Below are 17,091 nucleotides of genomic sequence, written 5' to 3'. Positions count from 1 at the left end.
TCTTAACGCATCAATAATAAAACAATATACAAAGAGACTTTGACGGATACCGTTGAAGTCTTTTTTATTTAATCCCAATTAAAAATAAACTGCAGATGTTCAGTAAAAAAATAAAAGTAAAAACCGTTTCAAGAAAAACCTTGGGCGATCTCCGGACGCCAATGACCATTTATCTCCAGATCCGCGATCAGTTCAGGGATACGATCCTGCTGGAAAGCTCGGATTCCAAGAATATCGACAACAATTTTTCATTTATTGCCGTTAATGCCATTGCCGGAATCGAGATTAAAACCTTAACGGATTTTGAAGTGAAACTTCCCGGTCAGGAACCGGTAAAGCAATCCATCGGCGGACAGAACATTACTCAGATCCTGCAGGATTTTGCCCATGTATTTGAATGTGGAAGCACAAGTGATCCGATTGAAAAAACGGCACAGAGCCTTTTCGGATATACCAGTTTTGAAGCCGTCCAGTTTTTTGAAAACCTGAGTTTCAAACCCCAGAGTCCTGAGGTGGAAATTCCTGTGCTACGGTACCGGCTGTATCAGTATGTTATTGCCATTAACCATTACAATGATGAAATGCACATCATCGAAAACCAGATGGAAGGGGTAAAACCTGAACTGTATGTGCTGGAAAGTCTGATCAAAAACCACAATTCCGTTATTTATCCTTTTGAAAAGGACGGCGGGGAAACTTCAAACATCACCGATGAAGAATACACCGATCTGGTAAAGACCGCCCAGAAGCACTGCATGCGGGGCGATGTCTTCCAGCTGGTTTTAAGCAGAAGGTTTGAACAGAAATTCAAAGGGGATGAATTCAATGTATACCGGTCTTTGAGAAACATCAATCCCTCACCTTACCTCTTCTTCTTCGATTATGGAAGTTATAAACTCTTCGGATCCAGTCCGGAAAGCCAGCTGATCATCAAAAACAACAAAGCCATTATTCACCCGATTGCCGGAACCTTTAAAAGAACCGGACATCTCGAAACCGATCTTCAGTCGATTGAAGCCCTGAAAAATGATGAAAAAGAAAATGCAGAACACACCATGCTGGTAGATCTGGCCAGAAACGATCTTGGAAAACTCGGAAAAAACGTTACGGTAACTAAATTAAAGGAAATCCAGCTTTTTTCCCACGTTATCCACATGGTGAGCGAAGTAACGGCTGATCTGGCAGAACAGACCAATCCCTTTGAAATGGTGGCAACCACTTTCCCACAGGGAACGTTGAGCGGAGCCCCGAAGCATAAAGCCTTACAGCTGATTGATAAATACGAAAAGGATTCCCGCGGCTATTACGGCGGCTGCATCGGAATGATCGGTCTCGACGGCGAATGCAACCAGGCCATTATGATCCGTACTTTTTTAAGCAAAAACAACACTTTATATTACCAGGCCGGTGCCGGACTGGTAGCGAAATCCAATCCCGAAAGTGAGCTTCAGGAAGTAAACAATAAGCTGAATGCGCTGAAAAAGGCTGTAGAGAAAGCAGAAAGACTGGTAGAAAAATACTAATAAAGAAGAACAAAATGACACATACCGAACCATCAACCGTTAATCAACTGTCAACCGCCAGAATCCTTGTATTCGATAACTACGACAGCTTTACCTATAACCTCGTTCAGATGATCGAAAGAATTCTTGATACCAAAGTGGACGTAGTGAAGAATGACCAGATTACTCTGGCTGAGATTGACCAATATGATAAGATCGTGCTTTCGCCCGGTCCTGGAATTCCTGAAGAAGCGGGAATTTTACTGGACGTAATCAGAGAATACGCACCAACTAAAAGTATCCTGGGTGTATGCCTTGGTCAACAGGCGATTGCAGAGGCTTTCGGTGGGAGTCTGATCAACCTTACCGAAATTTATCATGGGGTCGCTACACCCGCAGATTTTGTAAAGGATGATACAAAAATTTTCAGGAACCTTTCCAGCGGGATTGAAGTCGGACGATACCACAGCTGGGTGGTAAACCGTGAGGATCTACCGGAAGAACTGGAAATCACCGCTGTAGACAAAGACGGCATGATCATGGCCCTGCAGCATAAAACTTACGATGTGCACGGGGTCCAGTTTCACCCGGAAAGCATTCTTACCCCAGAAGGGGAAGTGATTATCCGAAATTTTTTAAATAATTAAATGACCAGAATAGAATTTGACGAAATATTCAGTTCAAATGTAAATAACAAAACAAAAAGTAAAGATTCTGAGTTGTTGGAAATTTATGCTTATCTGCTTGAACATGAGAATTTTGACAGCGACTGGTGGAATGATCATCATGGTACTAATGATCTAATGTATATCATAAGAAATTGCAGTACTAATATTTTTGAAAAGATAAAGACCGATATTTTTAACTGGACTGCCTATCAAATTGAATTGTTTGCCCAAACCTTAAATTCAAATGATTTAAAAGATTTTAAAGTAAATGAAAGAATCGAACTTTATCTTCATTTATTTGAAATACAAAGAACAGATTTTGATTTATATGATGCTTTTTATTACGGCAGAAATATAAATTTAAGTTTAGGAAGTAATGATCTTTTAATCCGATTAGCAGATCGATTACATTATGAATCAATAGAATGTCTATTAAATTCGAAGTAAAAAAATGACACCTAAAACAATAAAAAGAAACCTCAGATGAAAGAAATTCTTCAATATCTTTTCAATCACCATACGCTTTCCAAATCGCAGGCGAAGGCCATCATGATTGAAATTGCACAAAATAAATTCAACGCAACGGAAGTAACGGCTTTCGTAACCGTTTTTCTGATGCGGAATATTACCCTGCCGGAACTGGAAGGTTTCCGTGAAGCCCTTCTGCAAATGGCCGTTCCGGTGAATGTTGATGCAGAAGATACCATCGATATCGTAGGAACCGGAGGTGACGGCAAAAACACCATTAATATCTCTACCCTGGCGAGCTTCGTGGTAGCCGGCACCGGACAGAAAGTAACGAAACACGGAAATTACGGAGCTTCTACCATCACGGGATCATCCAATGTACTCGAAGCGCTGGGTTATGAATTTAAAAACAGTCCCGAACAGCTTCAGGAAGAACTGGATAAAGCCAATATCTGCTTTTTGCACGCTCCGTATTTTCATCCGGCCCTGCAATCCGTCGGTGCGCTGAGGAAATCATTGGGACTGAGAACTTTTTTCAATCTCCTCGGCCCGCTGGTAAATCCGGTGAAGCCGCAGTTTTCGGTGATTGGCGTTTATAATCTTGAGATTGCACGGATTTACCAGTACCTTCTCCAAAAAGACAGCCGCCAGTTTACTTTGGTTCACGGCATGGACGGCTATGATGAAATCAGTCTGACAAGTGACAGCAAGATCATCAGCAAAGAAGGCGAAGCGGTATACACAACCGAAGATTTAAGTTTTTCAGCTGTAACACCCGAAAGCATCCTGGCTGCCGATACGCCAGAGGAAACGGCAAAGATTTTCAGGAATATCCTTGAAGGCAAAGGAACGGACGAACAAAATTCCGTGGTATTGGCCAATGCAGCCGTTGCCTTATTTTACACCGCTAAATTCGGAAGTTATGAAGACTGCCTTTCCATGGCGAAAGAGAGTTTATACGGCGGAAAAGCTTTGCAAAGCCTGAAATTGTTGTTGAATGAATAAATGACCGGTTATGAATATTTTAGATAAAATCATCCAAAAGAAAAAAGAAGAAGTAGCCTTATCGAAATCGAAAGTTCCGGTTCAGCAGCTTAAAGATTCGGAATTTTTCGGGAGAAAGGGTTTTTCGTTAAAGGAAACCTTAAAAACCAAAAGCGGAATCATTGCTGAATTTAAAAGGCAATCTCCTTCCAAAGGAATCATCAATGACAAAGTTTCACCGCTGGAAGTGGCCTCTGCTTACGAAAATTCCGGGGCCAGCGCAGTTTCGGTTCTGACAGACCGGGAGTTTTTCGGCGGAAGTTTTGATGATATTTTAAGCATCAGAAACCATATCGATATTCCTGTTTTGCGAAAGGATTTTATGGTAGACGAATACCAGTTCTATGAAGCCAAATCTATCGGTGCAGATGTTATTTTACTCATCGCCGCCTGTCTTTCCCCTCAGCAGGTGCAGGAATTTACGGCTCTCTCTCATGAACTCGGACTGGAGGTACTACTTGAAATCCATTCGCAGGAAGAATTGAAACATATTAGCAATGACATTGATTTTGCAGGCATTAACAACAGGAACCTGAAAGATTTCAAAGTGGACCTCCAGCATTCCGTTGATCTTAAAAACAAACTACCTGAAGGAATTCTATCTGTGGCCGAAAGCGGCATTTACAGCGAAAAAGATTTTAAATACCTGAAAGAAAAAGGCTTTGACGGATTTTTAATGGGCGAATACTTTATGAAAGACGAAAACCCGGGAAATAAATTCACAGCATTTATTTCCAATGTAACAATATAACAGTTTATTAATATCACAATGATGGAAAGCCAGAAACCATTAGCCAAAAGCCATCAGCTAAAACTTAAAGTTTGTGGATTGACTCAGATCGAACAAATTCAGGAACTGATTTTGATGGAAACCGATTTCCTTGGTTTCATTTTCTATAAAAAATCACCGCGGTATGTACTGAATCATCTGACGTTGGAAGAAATTTCAAGGATTAGGCATCAGGCAAAAGTCGGGGTTTTTGTAAACGAAAGCCTGGAAAAAATTACAGAAACAGCAGAAACGGCAAAACTGGATTTTATTCAGCTGCATGGTGATGAGGATGAATATTTTATTGCTGAACTAAGAAAATTAATCCATCCCAAAACCGGAATTATTAAAGCCATCCGGGTAGGAGATCAGAGCCGGGATGAATTACAGGAAATCATCGACAGCATTTTGCCGACGGTCAACTATCTGCTGTTTGATACCGATTCCAAAGCATTCGGCGGGACCGGGAAAACATTCGACTGGAATGTATTGAATACAATAGATATTGCCCTTCCCTATTTTTTAAGCGGCGGGATTTCAGATGAAAATTTTGATAACATAAAGACATTGCATCAGCAACCTTTTGCTTTGGATATAAATTCAAAATTTGAAATTGAACCGGGTAGTAAGGATTTGGAGAAAATAAAAAAATTTAAAAAAGAAATAAGAACAAAATGAATTATAAAAACCCGGATGAAAACGGATATTACGGAGAATTCGGAGGGGCATTCATCCCCGAGATGCTGTATCCGAATGTAGAAGAATTGCAGAAAAGCTATATTGATATTATTGAATCGGAAGATTTTCAGCAGGAATACCAGGAACTGCTGAAAAATTATGTCGGCCGTGCAACACCACTGTACTTTTCCAGGAATTTAAGCAAGAAGTACAACACCAAAATATACCTGAAACGGGAAGACCTCAACCATACCGGAGCACATAAAATCAACAATGCTTTGGGGCAGGTTTTATTGGCCAAACGGCTCGGGAAAAACAGGATTATTGCAGAAACCGGTGCCGGACAGCACGGCGTGGCCACCGCAACGGCCTGCGCGTTGCTGGGACTGGAATGCATCGTTTATATGGGAGAAGTGGATATCCAGCGGCAGGCCCCGAATGTAGCGCGGATGAAAATGCTTGGGGCAAAAGTCGTTCCCGCCACTTCAGGTTCGAAAACCCTGAAAGACGCGGTGAATGAAGCCCTGCGAGACTGGATCAATAATCCCGTAACTACCCATTACGTGATCGGGAGCGTGGTTGGTCCCCATCCTTTTCCGGACTTGGTGGCAAGGTTTCAGAGCATTATTTCAAAGGAAATCAAAGAACAGCTTCTGGAGCAGGCCGGGCGGGAAAATCCGGATTATGTGATTGCCTGTGTCGGCGGCGGAAGCAACGCAGCGGGAACCTTTTACCATTTCGTCAACGAGGCAGATGTCAGAATCATTGCGGCTGAAGCCGGAGGTTTCGGCGTGGACTCCGGGAAATCGGCCGCGACGACCTTTCTTGGAACATTAGGCGTTTTACATGGCAGCAAAAGCCTGGTGATGCAGACACCGGACGGACAGGTGATCGAACCGCACTCCATTTCCGCAGGACTGGATTATCCGGGAATCGGACCCTTCCATGCCAATCTGTTCATGGAAAAACGCGCGGAATTTTTCAGCATTACGGATGACGAAGCATTACAGTCGGCCTTTGAACTCACTAAACTGGAAGGTATTATCCCTGCACTGGAAAGCGCCCATGCCCTGGCTGTCTTGGATAAAAAGGAATTTGACGAGAACGATATTGTGGTCATCTGCCTGAGCGGCCGCGGCGATAAGGATATGGAAACGTATTTGAAAAAGCTGGATGAAGGAAGCAGGAAGATGGAGGATTAATCCACAATAAAAATAAATCAATTTAAGCTAAACTAACTTTATGAATGATAATAACATCCAGCACCCGGCCTCCGGCTTCCAGCTTCAAAAAAAACTAAACATCTACTTCACCGCAGGAGTTCCGCAACTGGAAGATACTGCCGATATTGTAAGACTGATCCAGGCTTCGGGAGCCGACATGATGGAAATCGGGATGCCATATTCGGATCCGGTAGCGGACGGCCCGGTGATCCAGCAGGCCCATGAACGCGCCCTGCAAAACGGAATGACGATCGAAAAACTGTTTGCCCAGCTAAAATCCGTTAAAGACGAAATTACTGTTCCCGTGATTTTAATGGGATACATCAATCCCGTTCTGAGTTTCGGATTTGAGAATTTCTGCCGGGAATGTTCGGAAAGCGGGGTGTCAGGACTGATTATTCCCGATTTACCGCCGATCGAATTTGAGAAAAAATACCGTGACGTTTTACAACAGTACCAGCTGAACTTCACCTTCCTGGTCACTCCGGAAACTTCGGATGAAAGGATCCTGTACCTGGATTCTTTAAGCTCGGGATTTCTGTACGCCGTCAGTTCCTCATCCACCACAGGAAATGAAAATACGGTTCTGAAAAATGAAAGTTACCTCTCAAGGCTGGCTGCTCTTCCGCTGAAAAATCCGGTGATGATCGGTTTTGGCATCAAATCCAGGGAAGATTTTGAAAACGTGACCGAAAAAGCGGACGGCGGAATTATCGGAACTGCGTTTGTAAACGTCCTTTTACAGCATGAAGACTGGAAGAACAAAGCCGCTGATTTCATCCGTTCCATTAACGGGTAAAAATCACTAAATTTGTACAGTCAAAAAACGATATGAATACCATTCAGAATAAAACCGTCGCATTTGAAGATTTAGGAACCCGCGAATACCAGTCAGCCTGGGATTACCAGGAATCGCTGATGAAGAACATCATTGATCTTAAAATCAAAAACCGTTATCTTCCTGCCGAGCAGCATCTGGCAACGCCCAACCATTTTTTACTGGTGGAGCATCCGCACGTTTATACGCTGGGGAAAAGCGGCCACGAAGAAAATATGCTTGCCGGAATCGATAAGCTGAAGGAAATCGATGCCACTTTTGTGAAAGTCAACCGCGGCGGCGATATTACCTATCACGGTTACGGACAGATTGTCGGCTATCCGATCCTGGACCTGGAAAATTTCTTTACCGATATCCACAAATACATGCGGAACCTGGAGGAAGTCATCATCCGCACCATCGCCGAATACGGTCTGAAAGGAGAACGTTCCCCGGGTGAAACCGGTGTATGGCTGGATGTGGGAAAACCGTACGCCCGGAAAATCTGTGCAATGGGCGTAAAAGCGTCCCGCTGGGTAACACTGCATGGTTTTGCCTTAAACGTAAACACCGATATGCGGTATTTTGAATACATCATTCCGTGCGGGATCAAAGACAAGCAGGTGACTTCGCTGAAAAGGGAGCTTGAAAGGGCACTTGAGCCTGAGGAAATGGAAGGGATCAAAGCGAAAATCCGGAAACATTTTGAAGAGGTTTTTGAAGCGGAACTGCAATTCAATAATTTGTAACGATAACAGTAAAACATCAGGTGGTTTTTTAAACCGCTTTTGTTTCATCAATAACTTATCCCGTCATCTGTATGGCGGGATATTTTTTTATCCGTTCCCTGATTTTTAAGGCAGGATTGAATTATTAATTTTATTTTTGCCGCTTAAATAAAAACTTAATGACACGGACTTTTAAATGCATCTGCCTTCTCCTGTTTTTGTCGTTCATCAACTCATTTGCGCAAGATCAATATGTTTTTGAGATCGACAGCCTGATCGGTACTAAAAATCCCAGAAACTTTAACGGCGTTGTCCTGATTACCAAAAAAGGGAAAGTACAATATTCCAGAGCTTACGGGATTAAGGACATCTACAATCCGGTCCCGCTGAAGATGGATGATCAGTTCGAAATTATGTCGAATACAAAACAGATAACAGCCGTCTTGGTGTTGCAGGAAGCAGAGAAAGGAAAAGTCGATCTGCAGGCACCTGTCGGAAGGTATCTGGATGACCTTACCCAGCCCTGGGCAAATTCTGTTACCGTCCATCAACTGCTAAACCACACCCATGGAATTACGGATCTTAACAAACCGCTGGCGTTTAAGCCCGGATCGGATTTCAAATATGGCAATCTTTCCAATATTCTTTTAGGAAAAATCCTAGAAAAAGTGTCGGGGCAGTCCTATAAATCTGCAGCTGAAAATTTATTCCTGAAACTGGGCATGAATGATACTTTTTGCTACTCCAAAGAAGATAAAAGAAAACTGGTAACCGGACACATGGCAGACCGTAATGTGTTCAGTGCGGTTGAAGAATCTTTTATTACGGACGAAAACCTGCCGGCAGACGGCATCATCACGACCGTAAAAGACCTCTCGATATGGAATGATGCCCTTCACAAAGGAAAAATCCTGACTCCTGAAATGTACCGGTTGATGACCACTCCATCTGCAAAATCCCAACATGATGTATTCGGAAAAGATAAAGTGGGTTATGGTTACAATATCAGAATAGTAGACGATCAGGAAATTCCATACTTCGGGCATACGGGTTTGGGTGACGGTTTTGCTTCGCTCAATGTTTACTTTCCCAAAAGTGAAGTAAGCCTTATTATCCTGGAAAACCAGATGAATGAAAACAGTGATCTGTATTATTACTTTGAAAAAGAAATCAAAAACATCATTTTAAGCAGCAATCTGGTGAAAGAATAAACCATTCGCACATTTTAAAAACCGGTGTCCCACAGAATTTTCTGCCTTCCGTATCTCTTGTTATTCCTTTAAATAACAGGAATTTACCTGTATTCCTGTAAATATTCAGCATCCGGTTATTTTTTTAATAAAAATCTTTTTTGTATTCTTTTTTTTGCTACATTTAATATCACAATGCAGTGAACTAATACTCACTAAATACTAACCAAACAAAATAAAACTATGAAACAACTTCTGTTATCCATGATGGCATTTGTGACCATTGCGTCCTTCAATGCCTGTGCAGATTCCAATGCGGGCCAGGATCCTGTGCTTGCAAAAGAATTCAGTGAAAATGTCCAAAACTTCGGAAGAACGGTTCCGGTAACCATGGAAAAAGAAAACGGCAAATACCGGGTGAACTTTATCATTACCGCCCAGAATTTTGAAATCCGGGACAGCAAAGAAAATGCAGTCTACATTTCCATGATTGGGGAAGCCGTAAAAAATGAAACCCCAATCCAAATTTTCCTGAAAGCCAATACTAATGAAATTGTAAAAGTAGGCCAACCGACGGAAGAAGATATACGTTATTTTAAATCGCTGCTTATCAGGGAAACAAGTACGGAAGCACAGAAAGCCGTAAGCGTGATTCCGAACCAGGCGACGCTGAACAGCCTTTTCACCCAGATTAAGAACCAGTCCTGCGGAACATCTACCGCATCTTCTCCCTGCATCACCTTCAGATATGCCGTCGACGGATGTTATGCCAGGGCTCATAAAATGAGACAGATCCTTCTTAACGCCGGTTACGACTGTGAAAAACAATTCGTCTACGGAAACCTGAAAGCTTCTACCGGCACCTGCTGTGTATCCTGGGGATACCATGTGGCCATATTGGTCAGCTTCAAAAATTCTTCAGGTACAGTTGAAAAAAGAATCATCGATCCTTCCCTTTTCACCAGCGGACCGGTAACGGATACGGCGTGGAGAAATGCTTGTGTAAATACCAGCTGCGGCTCTGCCTCGGCTTCCTCTTACGCCAACACGGCAGGAAATGTGTACTACAGAAGCCCATCGGGATCTTTACTGTATGACAACAATTATGTGAATACCAATTGTGTACTGACTACTTTCGCGTCTCTTTCCGGATGCTCTCCAAGCCCGGCACCAAGCGTGGCCAGTTGTGGATTTTAAGTTAAAATGATTACGATACAGCTCTTGCCTTTTTACGTAAGCTTAACTGATATAAAATGAAATTGTTAATCCCTACAATCTGTTTCCTCATGATAACAGCTTCCTGTTCTGGAAATTCGTCCCCTCAGAATTTAACCTGGTATAATGATTCTTCCATCACAAACATTATCGAAGATCCCGAACACCCGGAAGAGCAGATGCGGATTTCCATCGGGATAAGTGCACAGGTATTTTATATTTCAAAAAAATCTCCCGATTATAAAAGCCTGATGGAAAAGGCTGATCTGAGTCTTAAAAAAAACATATCTTTTGACATCAGGATTGAAAATAAAACCAATATTATTAAAAGGATTAAATAACCAATCAATAAGAATTTGTACTCAATTGTATTTCAATGTCCGGCCTTGGCTTATTGCCATGGCTGGTTTTTTTTACCGTTGAAAAGCTTTTCCAAATTTAATTTAAATAAAATTTAACAAAATTAAATTGCACACAATTTAATTTGGCAATATCTTTGCAGTATAAAATTCACTAAAAATTTAAAACAATGTCATTAATAGAAGATTTAAACTGGAGACACGCGGTAAAAGCTTATGATCCGACTAAAAAAGTATCGGAAGAAGATGTAAATAAAATTTTAGAAGCAGCAAGGTTAGCTCCCACTTCATCGGGCTTGCAGCCGTTCCGTGTCATCGTAGTGGAAAATCAGGCGCTGAAGGAGGAAATGGTAAAAGGGGCTTTAAACCCGGAAGTGATGAGAGACTGCTCCCAGGTATTGGTTTTTGCAGCATGGGACAGCTATTCTGATGAAAAGATCGATAAGGTGTACGATTATCACACGGACGTTAGGGATTTACCGAGAGGACGTTTTTCAAGCTACACTGATAAAATCAAAGAAATCTACGGAGCGCAGACCCCGGATGAGCATTTTGCACATACGGCCAGACAAACCTATATCGCTTTAGGACTGGCCATGGCACAGGCAGCGGAACTGAAAATCGACAGTACGCCGGCAGAAGGGTTCAGCAATGAGGTGGTGGATGAAATTTTAGGATTAAGAGATTTAGGACTAAAAAGTGTGAGCCTGCTGTATCTGGGTTACAGAGACGAGAAAAATGACTGGCTGTCCCACATGAAGAAAGTAAGAATTCCAATGGAGGAATTTATCATCAGAAAATAACAGTAAACTTTTCATTTTCAAAACATGGAAAAACAGGAACCTTTAAAACTGGAAAATCAGCTCTGCTTTCCGCTGTATGTGATTGCCAAAGAAATTACGGGCATGTACCGCCCGTTTCTGGAAGAGCTTGATATGACCTATCCGCAGTATCTCGTTATGATGGTACTCTGGGAGAACGACGGGCTTCCTGTAAACCATATCGGCGAAAAGCTGTACCTGGACAGTGGCACTTTGACGCCGCTCCTTAAAAGACTGGAAAACAAAGGCTTCATCCGCAGGGAACGAAAGAAAGAAGATGAACGGGTGGTTGAAGTTTATATTACTGATTCCGGGAAAGCCCTGAAGCAGAAAGCCTGTGAGATTCCCGGGAAAATCCATAAAAAAGTGGACGCTTCGCCTGAAGACTGGATGGCACTGAAGGAAAGCGTACAAAAAATATTAAGCAAATTAGAAAAATAAATGAAAACCTTATACACAACAAAAGTTACCGCCACAGGAGGCAGAAACGGAAAAGTAAAGAGCGAGAACGGAGTCCTTGACCTGGAAGTAAAGATGCCAAAGGCACTGGGCGGTGCCACCGACGATTTCACCAACCCTGAAATGCTGTTTGCCGCAGGCTATGCCGCCTGTTTCGACAGTGCCCTGAACAGGATTATTTCCCTTTCAAAGATAAAAACCGGAGAAACCACCGTAACCGCAGAAGTAAGCATCGGCCAGATTGACAATGGTGGCTTCGGACTTGCCGTTCAGCTGGATGTGAATATTCCTGAAGTTTCTATTGAAGAAGCCCGGTCGCTGACGGAAAAGGCACACGAGATTTGTCCGTATTCCAATGCGACAAGAAATAACATCGAAGTTAAACTTTCGGTAACGAATAATTAAGAGTATATCTTTTGAATAATAGGAAATCTGCTTTTTAGGAAGCAGATTTTTTTATTAGGATTCTGATAGTGATTGCTGAATGGTAATTTAATGAAGATATTATTTGGTAAGTGGTGAAAAAAATACGTTGGTGAGTCCAGCCGATAAACACCATACATACCGAACTTAGCAGGAAACCTTTAGAGAATAATCGGGAATATTATCGACAATTCCTGCAAAAATATCAGTATGTTTGACAATCAAAATTTTCAACACTTTAAGCATCACTCTTGAAACCTATCCTTTTCCTTATCATTTTTGTCATAAGCTTATCTAAAGCTCATGCTCAGCACACATATGCCTTCTTCGGGTCCTTCAACCGCGCTCAAGATACGGAAGGACTTTATGTGTACGAACTGGATACGCTCAGCGGGAAATTGTCGAAAGTAACTTCTTTTGCCGGAATTTTAAATCCTTCTTTTCTTATAGTTTCTCCCAATGGCAAATATATTTTTGCCTGCACGGAAAGCAAGACAAAAAACGGAGGAAGTGTCAGCAGTTTTGCATTCGATCCTGAAAAAAAGTCGCTTGCGTTTATCAGTAAACAGAAAAGCGGCGGCGAAAATCCTGTTTATCTCACCCTCCATCAAAACGGGAAATGGCTGGTGAACGGAAATTATACAGAAGGCAGCGTATCGGTGTATCCTGTTTATGAAAATGGCCAGATCCAGCCATATGTCCAGAATTTTAAATTTACCGAAGGGAGTGTAGACCCAGGCAGGCAGGAACGGGCGCATATCCATTCCACCGTTTTTTCTCCGGACTTTAAATATGTCTTTCTTCCGGATCTGGGAGCGGATAAGATCAGGATCTACCGGTTTGAAAATGAAAAAGACCAGCCTTTACAGCCGGCAGAAATTCCTTTTACATTCACTGTTCCGGGAAGCGGACCGAGACATTTCACCTTTCATCCCAACGGGAAATTTGCTTATTGTATTGAAGAGATGGGTGGATCGGTAAGTGTTTATTCATATAATAATGGAAAACTAGACAGCCTCCAACGTATCAACACGCATTCCGCAAAATATAAAGAAGATTTTGAAAGTTCGGACATCCATATTTCGCCCGACGGCAAATTTTTGTATGCGTCCAACCGGGGAAATGAAAATAACATTGCCATTTTTTCAACTCATCATGACGGAACTTTAAAAACCGTCGGTTATCAATCCACCAAAGGAAAGCATCCGCGGGTTTTCAATCTTGATCCCACCGGAAAATTCCTGATTGCCACCAATGCCGGCACCGGTACTGTTGTCGTGTTCAAACGGAATCCGGAAACCGGATTGCTGAAAAAAGTGGGCAGGAAGATTAAAATTAAGGGGGTTTCGTGTGTGGAGATTAGGAGATATTGATTAAATATTATAATTTAGATTAAATCTTTTAACCATGGCGACTACCGAAAACCTTTACGTCCAATATCATAATGCAGATAAACTTGGATATTTCCCAACAGAAAATATTGATTTTGATTCTTTAGTTTCAGATCTTACTCTTGATGACACTGAAAAAACAAAAGAACCTTGGATCTACACAACAAAGAAAACAATATCAAAAGCTAAAGGAAGCAGATGTTTTTTAATTGTAGGAAAAACTGAAAATAAAATTAAAAATTACTATTTGTGGTACTCCTTTAAAATTGAAAGTATAGAAGAAGCAGCTGCGGATTTAATTGCCATAGGAACAGGTAAAAATTTAAAGCATCCTGTACTGCTCAATAATTTAGAAGATTTTGAAAGTTTTAAAAAATTCTGCGGAAACTTTGGAATTGGTTTTCAGAAGATTGATAAACATAAATTCTCTGAAACATTGCAGTCATATATCAATGAAACTACAGTAAATGACACATTTTCTGACAGAAAGATATTTCTAGAGAATGAAATTCAGAAATTTAATGATAAAATGCTTTTAATTGAACCTGAAAGAAGAATACAAACTATAAATAAATTAATCCGAAAAGACAGTAAAATAGTTAAACTATTAAAAGAATATGTTGACTATAAATGTCAGTTTCCTGATTGCCATTCTGTTATTCCAGATAAGAAACGGAAAGTAAATTATGTTGAAGTAGCCCATATAAAAGCTGTTGCAGAAGGCGGAAAAAGCATCATCGGAAATTTGGTCGTACTATGTCCTAACCATCATAAAGAATTTGATTTGGGAGAAAGAAATATTTTTAATGTGATTAATAATCAGATTTCAGGAATACTGAATGATAAAAACTTACAGATCAATTTAATCAATAATTATAGTTACAAAATAAATGATAAATCGAACGAAATATAATTTTCTATAGCATCATTTTCCTAAAAGCATCCACCTTTTCATATCGGTCATTGAATTCCCTTTCCTTTTTATCTGAAATCAAAATTCCGGAAAGATGATCGATTTCATGCTGGAAAATCACAGCGGTAAATCCTTCGACAATTTCCGAATGTTTCTGTCCTTTCAGATCAACATACTCCAGTTGAATGACCTGGCTCCGGTAAAACTGATCCCTGAATTCGGGAATGGAGAGGTCGCCTTCCGGACCAAAGTTCTGGATTTCCGATTTCCAGGTAATCAAGGGGTTGATAAAATATTCCAGCGGTTCTCCCGGCTTGTCGAAACGCTGCACCCAGATCACTTTTCGGTTAATTCCCACTTGCGGCGCTGCGATGCCTACTCCTCCGTCCGTTGACATCAGGGACTTCTTCATTCTTTCTATCAGAACCGCCGTATTTTTATCCAGCGGATCGATTTCCGCAGAAAAGCTCAGTAAGGTTTTATGCTGATTTTCATCGGTCGTCTGGTAAATCGGCAAAGCAGTATTGATGTCGCCCTGGTTAATCAGCTTAACCTCATCGGCAGTCAGTTTTTGGGCATGGATGAATCCGACATAAAGGATCAATAGAAGAGAAAGTTTTTTCATGCTAAGGAATCTTGGACAAAGATAAACGATGTTTTTTAAGTTTTGACATAACAAGACACGATTTTCCAGATTCCCTATGGAATGTAATACTGAAAAGCTATACGCAAAGATTCGGATTGAAATTCCTACCGGAATGACAATAGGGCATTAAAGCTTACTTTATAAATTTAAAATACGAAATAAAAACGCATCAGGAATTATGCGCCATCATCTGTGAAAATCTGAGCAGATCTGTGGTTTAAACAATCACTCTACGCGAATCTCTAATACTACGTCCAGATTCCTGGAATGACAAAAGTGCGGAAAATTCATCGATGATCTTCATTAAAAATCAATCATACTATTCGCAGCCAAAAACACACTGTCATCCCGCAGGGATCCAGACCTGGTATTAGAGAGCAGCCCGGAAGGATTCGCAGAAGCTAAATTAACGTGAACCCGAAGTAAAAACTGAGTTTAAAGGCTGTAAGAAGGGAAGCTGAAGACTGAAAGTTTCTTCGATCACCATATCGATAACAGTCTCAAATATCAAATGATCGCAAAGAAAAAACGCTAATTAAAATTCCAGATCATTTCCTGTGTTTTTTATTTTAATAACTGAAAACAAATTAAGCATCATCGGATTCACGTTAAATTAGAAAATAATCTTCCCACTTAGAGCCTGTTTAAATTTACCTTTTTCTATTTTAACATTAAGAATTTAAGGCATTTTATAACTTAAAAAATCAATATGTCGGTTGCCCGGCAATATTCAATTAAATCAATTGAAATCATCGTATTAAAGTGAAGAATAAACAAAGTTTATTTAATTCAGAAAATTAAGAGAAATAACGGAAAGTTTGATGAATTAAAATTTTAAACATGCTCTTAAAAAACCTGGCTCCTTTTACTTTCTCCCTGGTTCTTCAATACGTTTTCGTCATATCCTCCGGGATCACCAGGTTAAAATCCGTGGGGATATAATCTTTCGCCGGGACTTTCAGTTCGGGGTCTGCGGATTCAAAGACGGAGATCACCGCTATTTTCAGATTAGGCTTTTGCTGTTTGATATACCAGTAAATACCGCCGAATTCTTTACTATGGTAATTGCCGTTGTAATGGATGAACGTCTTTCCTGGTTGCAGGTTTTTCAGGATCGATTCCGCCATGGTGGCATCCTTGATGGCCTGGGCGGAAACAAAATTCATCACCTTCATTTCTTCTGCGTGGTCGCCCATCATCTTTTTCATTTCGGAATAACCGGGCGTATCCAATGTTACTTTAACCGGAAGCCTGGCCATATAAGTTTTATCTTGCGCCGTTAAATTATTTAAAGATTCCAGTCCTTCTTTTGAAACCTGGGAAGCATATCTTCGGGGAACATTGGTCGCAATAAAAGGTATTTTTCGATCCTTCGCAAAATCAACCAGCGGTTTGTAATCCGTCGCAAAATTGTTCCATAATCTAGCTGAGTCCTTTAGGGTTTTGGCATCCATTTTTCCGGCCAGATATTTATTCAGCTGAGGCTGGTTGTCCCTTTCAAACATTTCCGCTCCCAATACAACTTGTCCGTTTTTCTTGGCGACCAAAGCTTCGGTTACTTTCAGCTGCAGCCAGTGGTTGATCGAACTGTTATGATTTTCCCCGAAGAACACTACATCATACTCCGCCAGTTCGTTGATTAGTTTCTCCGTTCCGGTTTCATTTCCTTTTTTATCATAAAACTGATAGGCTTTAAATTCCTGGGCTTTTAGCAAACAAAACCCTGATAATAATATGGCGATGAAGATATTTTTCATAATGATTTTTTTTACACAAA

At 41.0% G+C, this 17,091-nt stretch carries 19 protein-coding genes; 17 read left to right on the top strand and 2 right to left on the bottom strand.

What is annotated here, in order from left to right:
- Positions 1–95: 95 nt before the first annotated feature.
- The 17 genes from ACED20_RS17100 to ACED20_RS17020 all read left to right on the top strand — a co-directional run bounded on the left by ACED20_RS17100 (position 96) and on the right by ACED20_RS17020 (position 14,668).
- Positions 96–1,523 carry an anthranilate synthase component I family protein gene (locus ACED20_RS17100; RefSeq protein WP_294241207.1) on the top strand — a complete coding sequence of 476 codons (1,428 nt, stop codon included), beginning with the start codon at positions 96–98 and terminating at the stop codon, positions 1,521–1,523.
- Positions 1,524–1,537: 14 nt separating this feature from the next.
- Positions 1,538–2,149: an aminodeoxychorismate/anthranilate synthase component II gene (locus tag ACED20_RS17095; protein WP_294267020.1), complete on the top strand. Its 612-nt coding sequence runs from the start codon at positions 1,538–1,540 to the stop codon at positions 2,147–2,149.
- Positions 2,150–2,617, top strand: coding sequence for a hypothetical protein (locus ACED20_RS17090; RefSeq protein WP_294229750.1), 468 nt, complete (start codon positions 2,150–2,152; stop codon positions 2,615–2,617). It abuts the gene before it with no gap.
- Positions 2,618–2,653: 36 nt separating this feature from the next.
- Positions 2,654–3,643 (top strand): anthranilate phosphoribosyltransferase, encoded by a 990-nt coding sequence (gene trpD, locus ACED20_RS17085; RefSeq protein WP_378105932.1) that lies wholly within the window; start codon positions 2,654–2,656, stop codon positions 3,641–3,643.
- Positions 3,644–3,653: 10 nt separating this feature from the next.
- Complete coding sequence (trpC, locus tag ACED20_RS17080; RefSeq protein ID WP_378105930.1) at positions 3,654–4,433, top strand: indole-3-glycerol phosphate synthase TrpC; 780 nt, start codon at positions 3,654–3,656, stop codon at positions 4,431–4,433.
- Between the two features lie 21 nt (positions 4,434–4,454).
- On the top strand, positions 4,455–5,129 hold the full coding sequence (locus ACED20_RS17075) for a phosphoribosylanthranilate isomerase (protein WP_294292685.1): 675 nt from the start codon (positions 4,455–4,457) through the stop codon (positions 5,127–5,129).
- The gene (gene trpB, locus ACED20_RS17070) at positions 5,126–6,331 is read left to right on the top strand and encodes a tryptophan synthase subunit beta (RefSeq protein ID WP_294292687.1); all 1,206 of its coding nucleotides are present in this window, start codon (positions 5,126–5,128) and stop codon (positions 6,329–6,331) included. The genes ACED20_RS17075 and trpB overlap by 4 nt, the downstream gene beginning before the upstream one ends.
- 40 nt (positions 6,332–6,371) lie before the next feature.
- On the top strand, positions 6,372–7,151 hold the full coding sequence (gene trpA / locus ACED20_RS17065) for a tryptophan synthase subunit alpha (protein ID WP_294241199.1): 780 nt from the start codon (positions 6,372–6,374) through the stop codon (positions 7,149–7,151).
- A gap of 32 nt (positions 7,152–7,183) precedes the next feature.
- Entirely contained in the window at positions 7,184–7,918 is a 735-nt protein-coding gene (gene lipB / locus ACED20_RS17060; protein ID WP_294241197.1) for a lipoyl(octanoyl) transferase LipB, read from the top strand.
- 158 nt (positions 7,919–8,076) lie between these two features.
- Positions 8,077–9,108 carry a serine hydrolase gene (locus ACED20_RS17055; RefSeq protein ID WP_294200876.1) on the top strand — a complete coding sequence of 344 codons (1,032 nt, stop codon included), beginning with the start codon at positions 8,077–8,079 and terminating at the stop codon, positions 9,106–9,108.
- 222 nt (positions 9,109–9,330) lie between these two features.
- Complete coding sequence (locus ACED20_RS17050; protein ID WP_378105925.1) at positions 9,331–10,284, top strand: protein-glutamine glutaminase; 954 nt, start codon at positions 9,331–9,333, stop codon at positions 10,282–10,284.
- A 56-nt stretch (positions 10,285–10,340) separates the two neighbouring features.
- Positions 10,341–10,643 (top strand): hypothetical protein, encoded by a 303-nt coding sequence (locus ACED20_RS17045; RefSeq protein WP_378105922.1) that lies wholly within the window; start codon positions 10,341–10,343, stop codon positions 10,641–10,643.
- Positions 10,644–10,831: 188 nt separating this feature from the next.
- The gene (locus ACED20_RS17040; RefSeq protein WP_294200872.1) at positions 10,832–11,464 is read left to right on the top strand and encodes an NAD(P)H-dependent oxidoreductase; all 633 of its coding nucleotides are present in this window, start codon (positions 10,832–10,834) and stop codon (positions 11,462–11,464) included.
- Between the two features lie 24 nt (positions 11,465–11,488).
- Positions 11,489–11,923, top strand: coding sequence for a MarR family winged helix-turn-helix transcriptional regulator (locus ACED20_RS17035; RefSeq protein WP_294200871.1), 435 nt, complete (start codon positions 11,489–11,491; stop codon positions 11,921–11,923).
- Positions 11,924–12,346 carry an organic hydroperoxide resistance protein gene (locus tag ACED20_RS17030; protein WP_294200870.1) on the top strand — a complete coding sequence of 141 codons (423 nt, stop codon included), beginning with the start codon at positions 11,924–11,926 and terminating at the stop codon, positions 12,344–12,346. It abuts the gene before it with no gap.
- A 269-nt stretch (positions 12,347–12,615) separates the two neighbouring features.
- Positions 12,616–13,737 carry a lactonase family protein gene (locus ACED20_RS17025; protein WP_378105919.1) on the top strand — a complete coding sequence of 374 codons (1,122 nt, stop codon included), beginning with the start codon at positions 12,616–12,618 and terminating at the stop codon, positions 13,735–13,737.
- Between the two features lie 34 nt (positions 13,738–13,771).
- The gene (locus ACED20_RS17020; RefSeq protein WP_294241189.1) at positions 13,772–14,668 is read left to right on the top strand and encodes a hypothetical protein; all 897 of its coding nucleotides are present in this window, start codon (positions 13,772–13,774) and stop codon (positions 14,666–14,668) included.
- Positions 14,669–14,672: 4 nt separating this feature from the next.
- On the opposite strand, the gene ACED20_RS17015 is transcribed toward ACED20_RS17020, so the two are convergent.
- Both ACED20_RS17015 and ACED20_RS17010 read right to left on the bottom strand, forming a co-directional pair.
- The gene (locus ACED20_RS17015; protein WP_345767659.1) at positions 14,673–15,293 is read right to left on the bottom strand and encodes a peptide deformylase; all 621 of its coding nucleotides are present in this window, start codon (positions 15,291–15,293) and stop codon (positions 14,673–14,675) included.
- A gap of 905 nt (positions 15,294–16,198) precedes the next feature.
- The gene (locus tag ACED20_RS17010; protein ID WP_378105916.1) at positions 16,199–17,071 is read right to left on the bottom strand and encodes a ChaN family lipoprotein; all 873 of its coding nucleotides are present in this window, start codon (positions 17,069–17,071) and stop codon (positions 16,199–16,201) included.
- Positions 17,072–17,091: the final 20 nt, after the last annotated feature.

This window comes from Chryseobacterium sp. sg2396, from assembly GCF_042610505.1.
Lineage (GTDB): Bacteria > Bacteroidota > Bacteroidia > Flavobacteriales > Weeksellaceae > Chryseobacterium.
The sequence above is the reverse complement of the archived record's forward strand: the minus strand, read 5'-3'. Positions and strand labels throughout refer to the sequence as shown.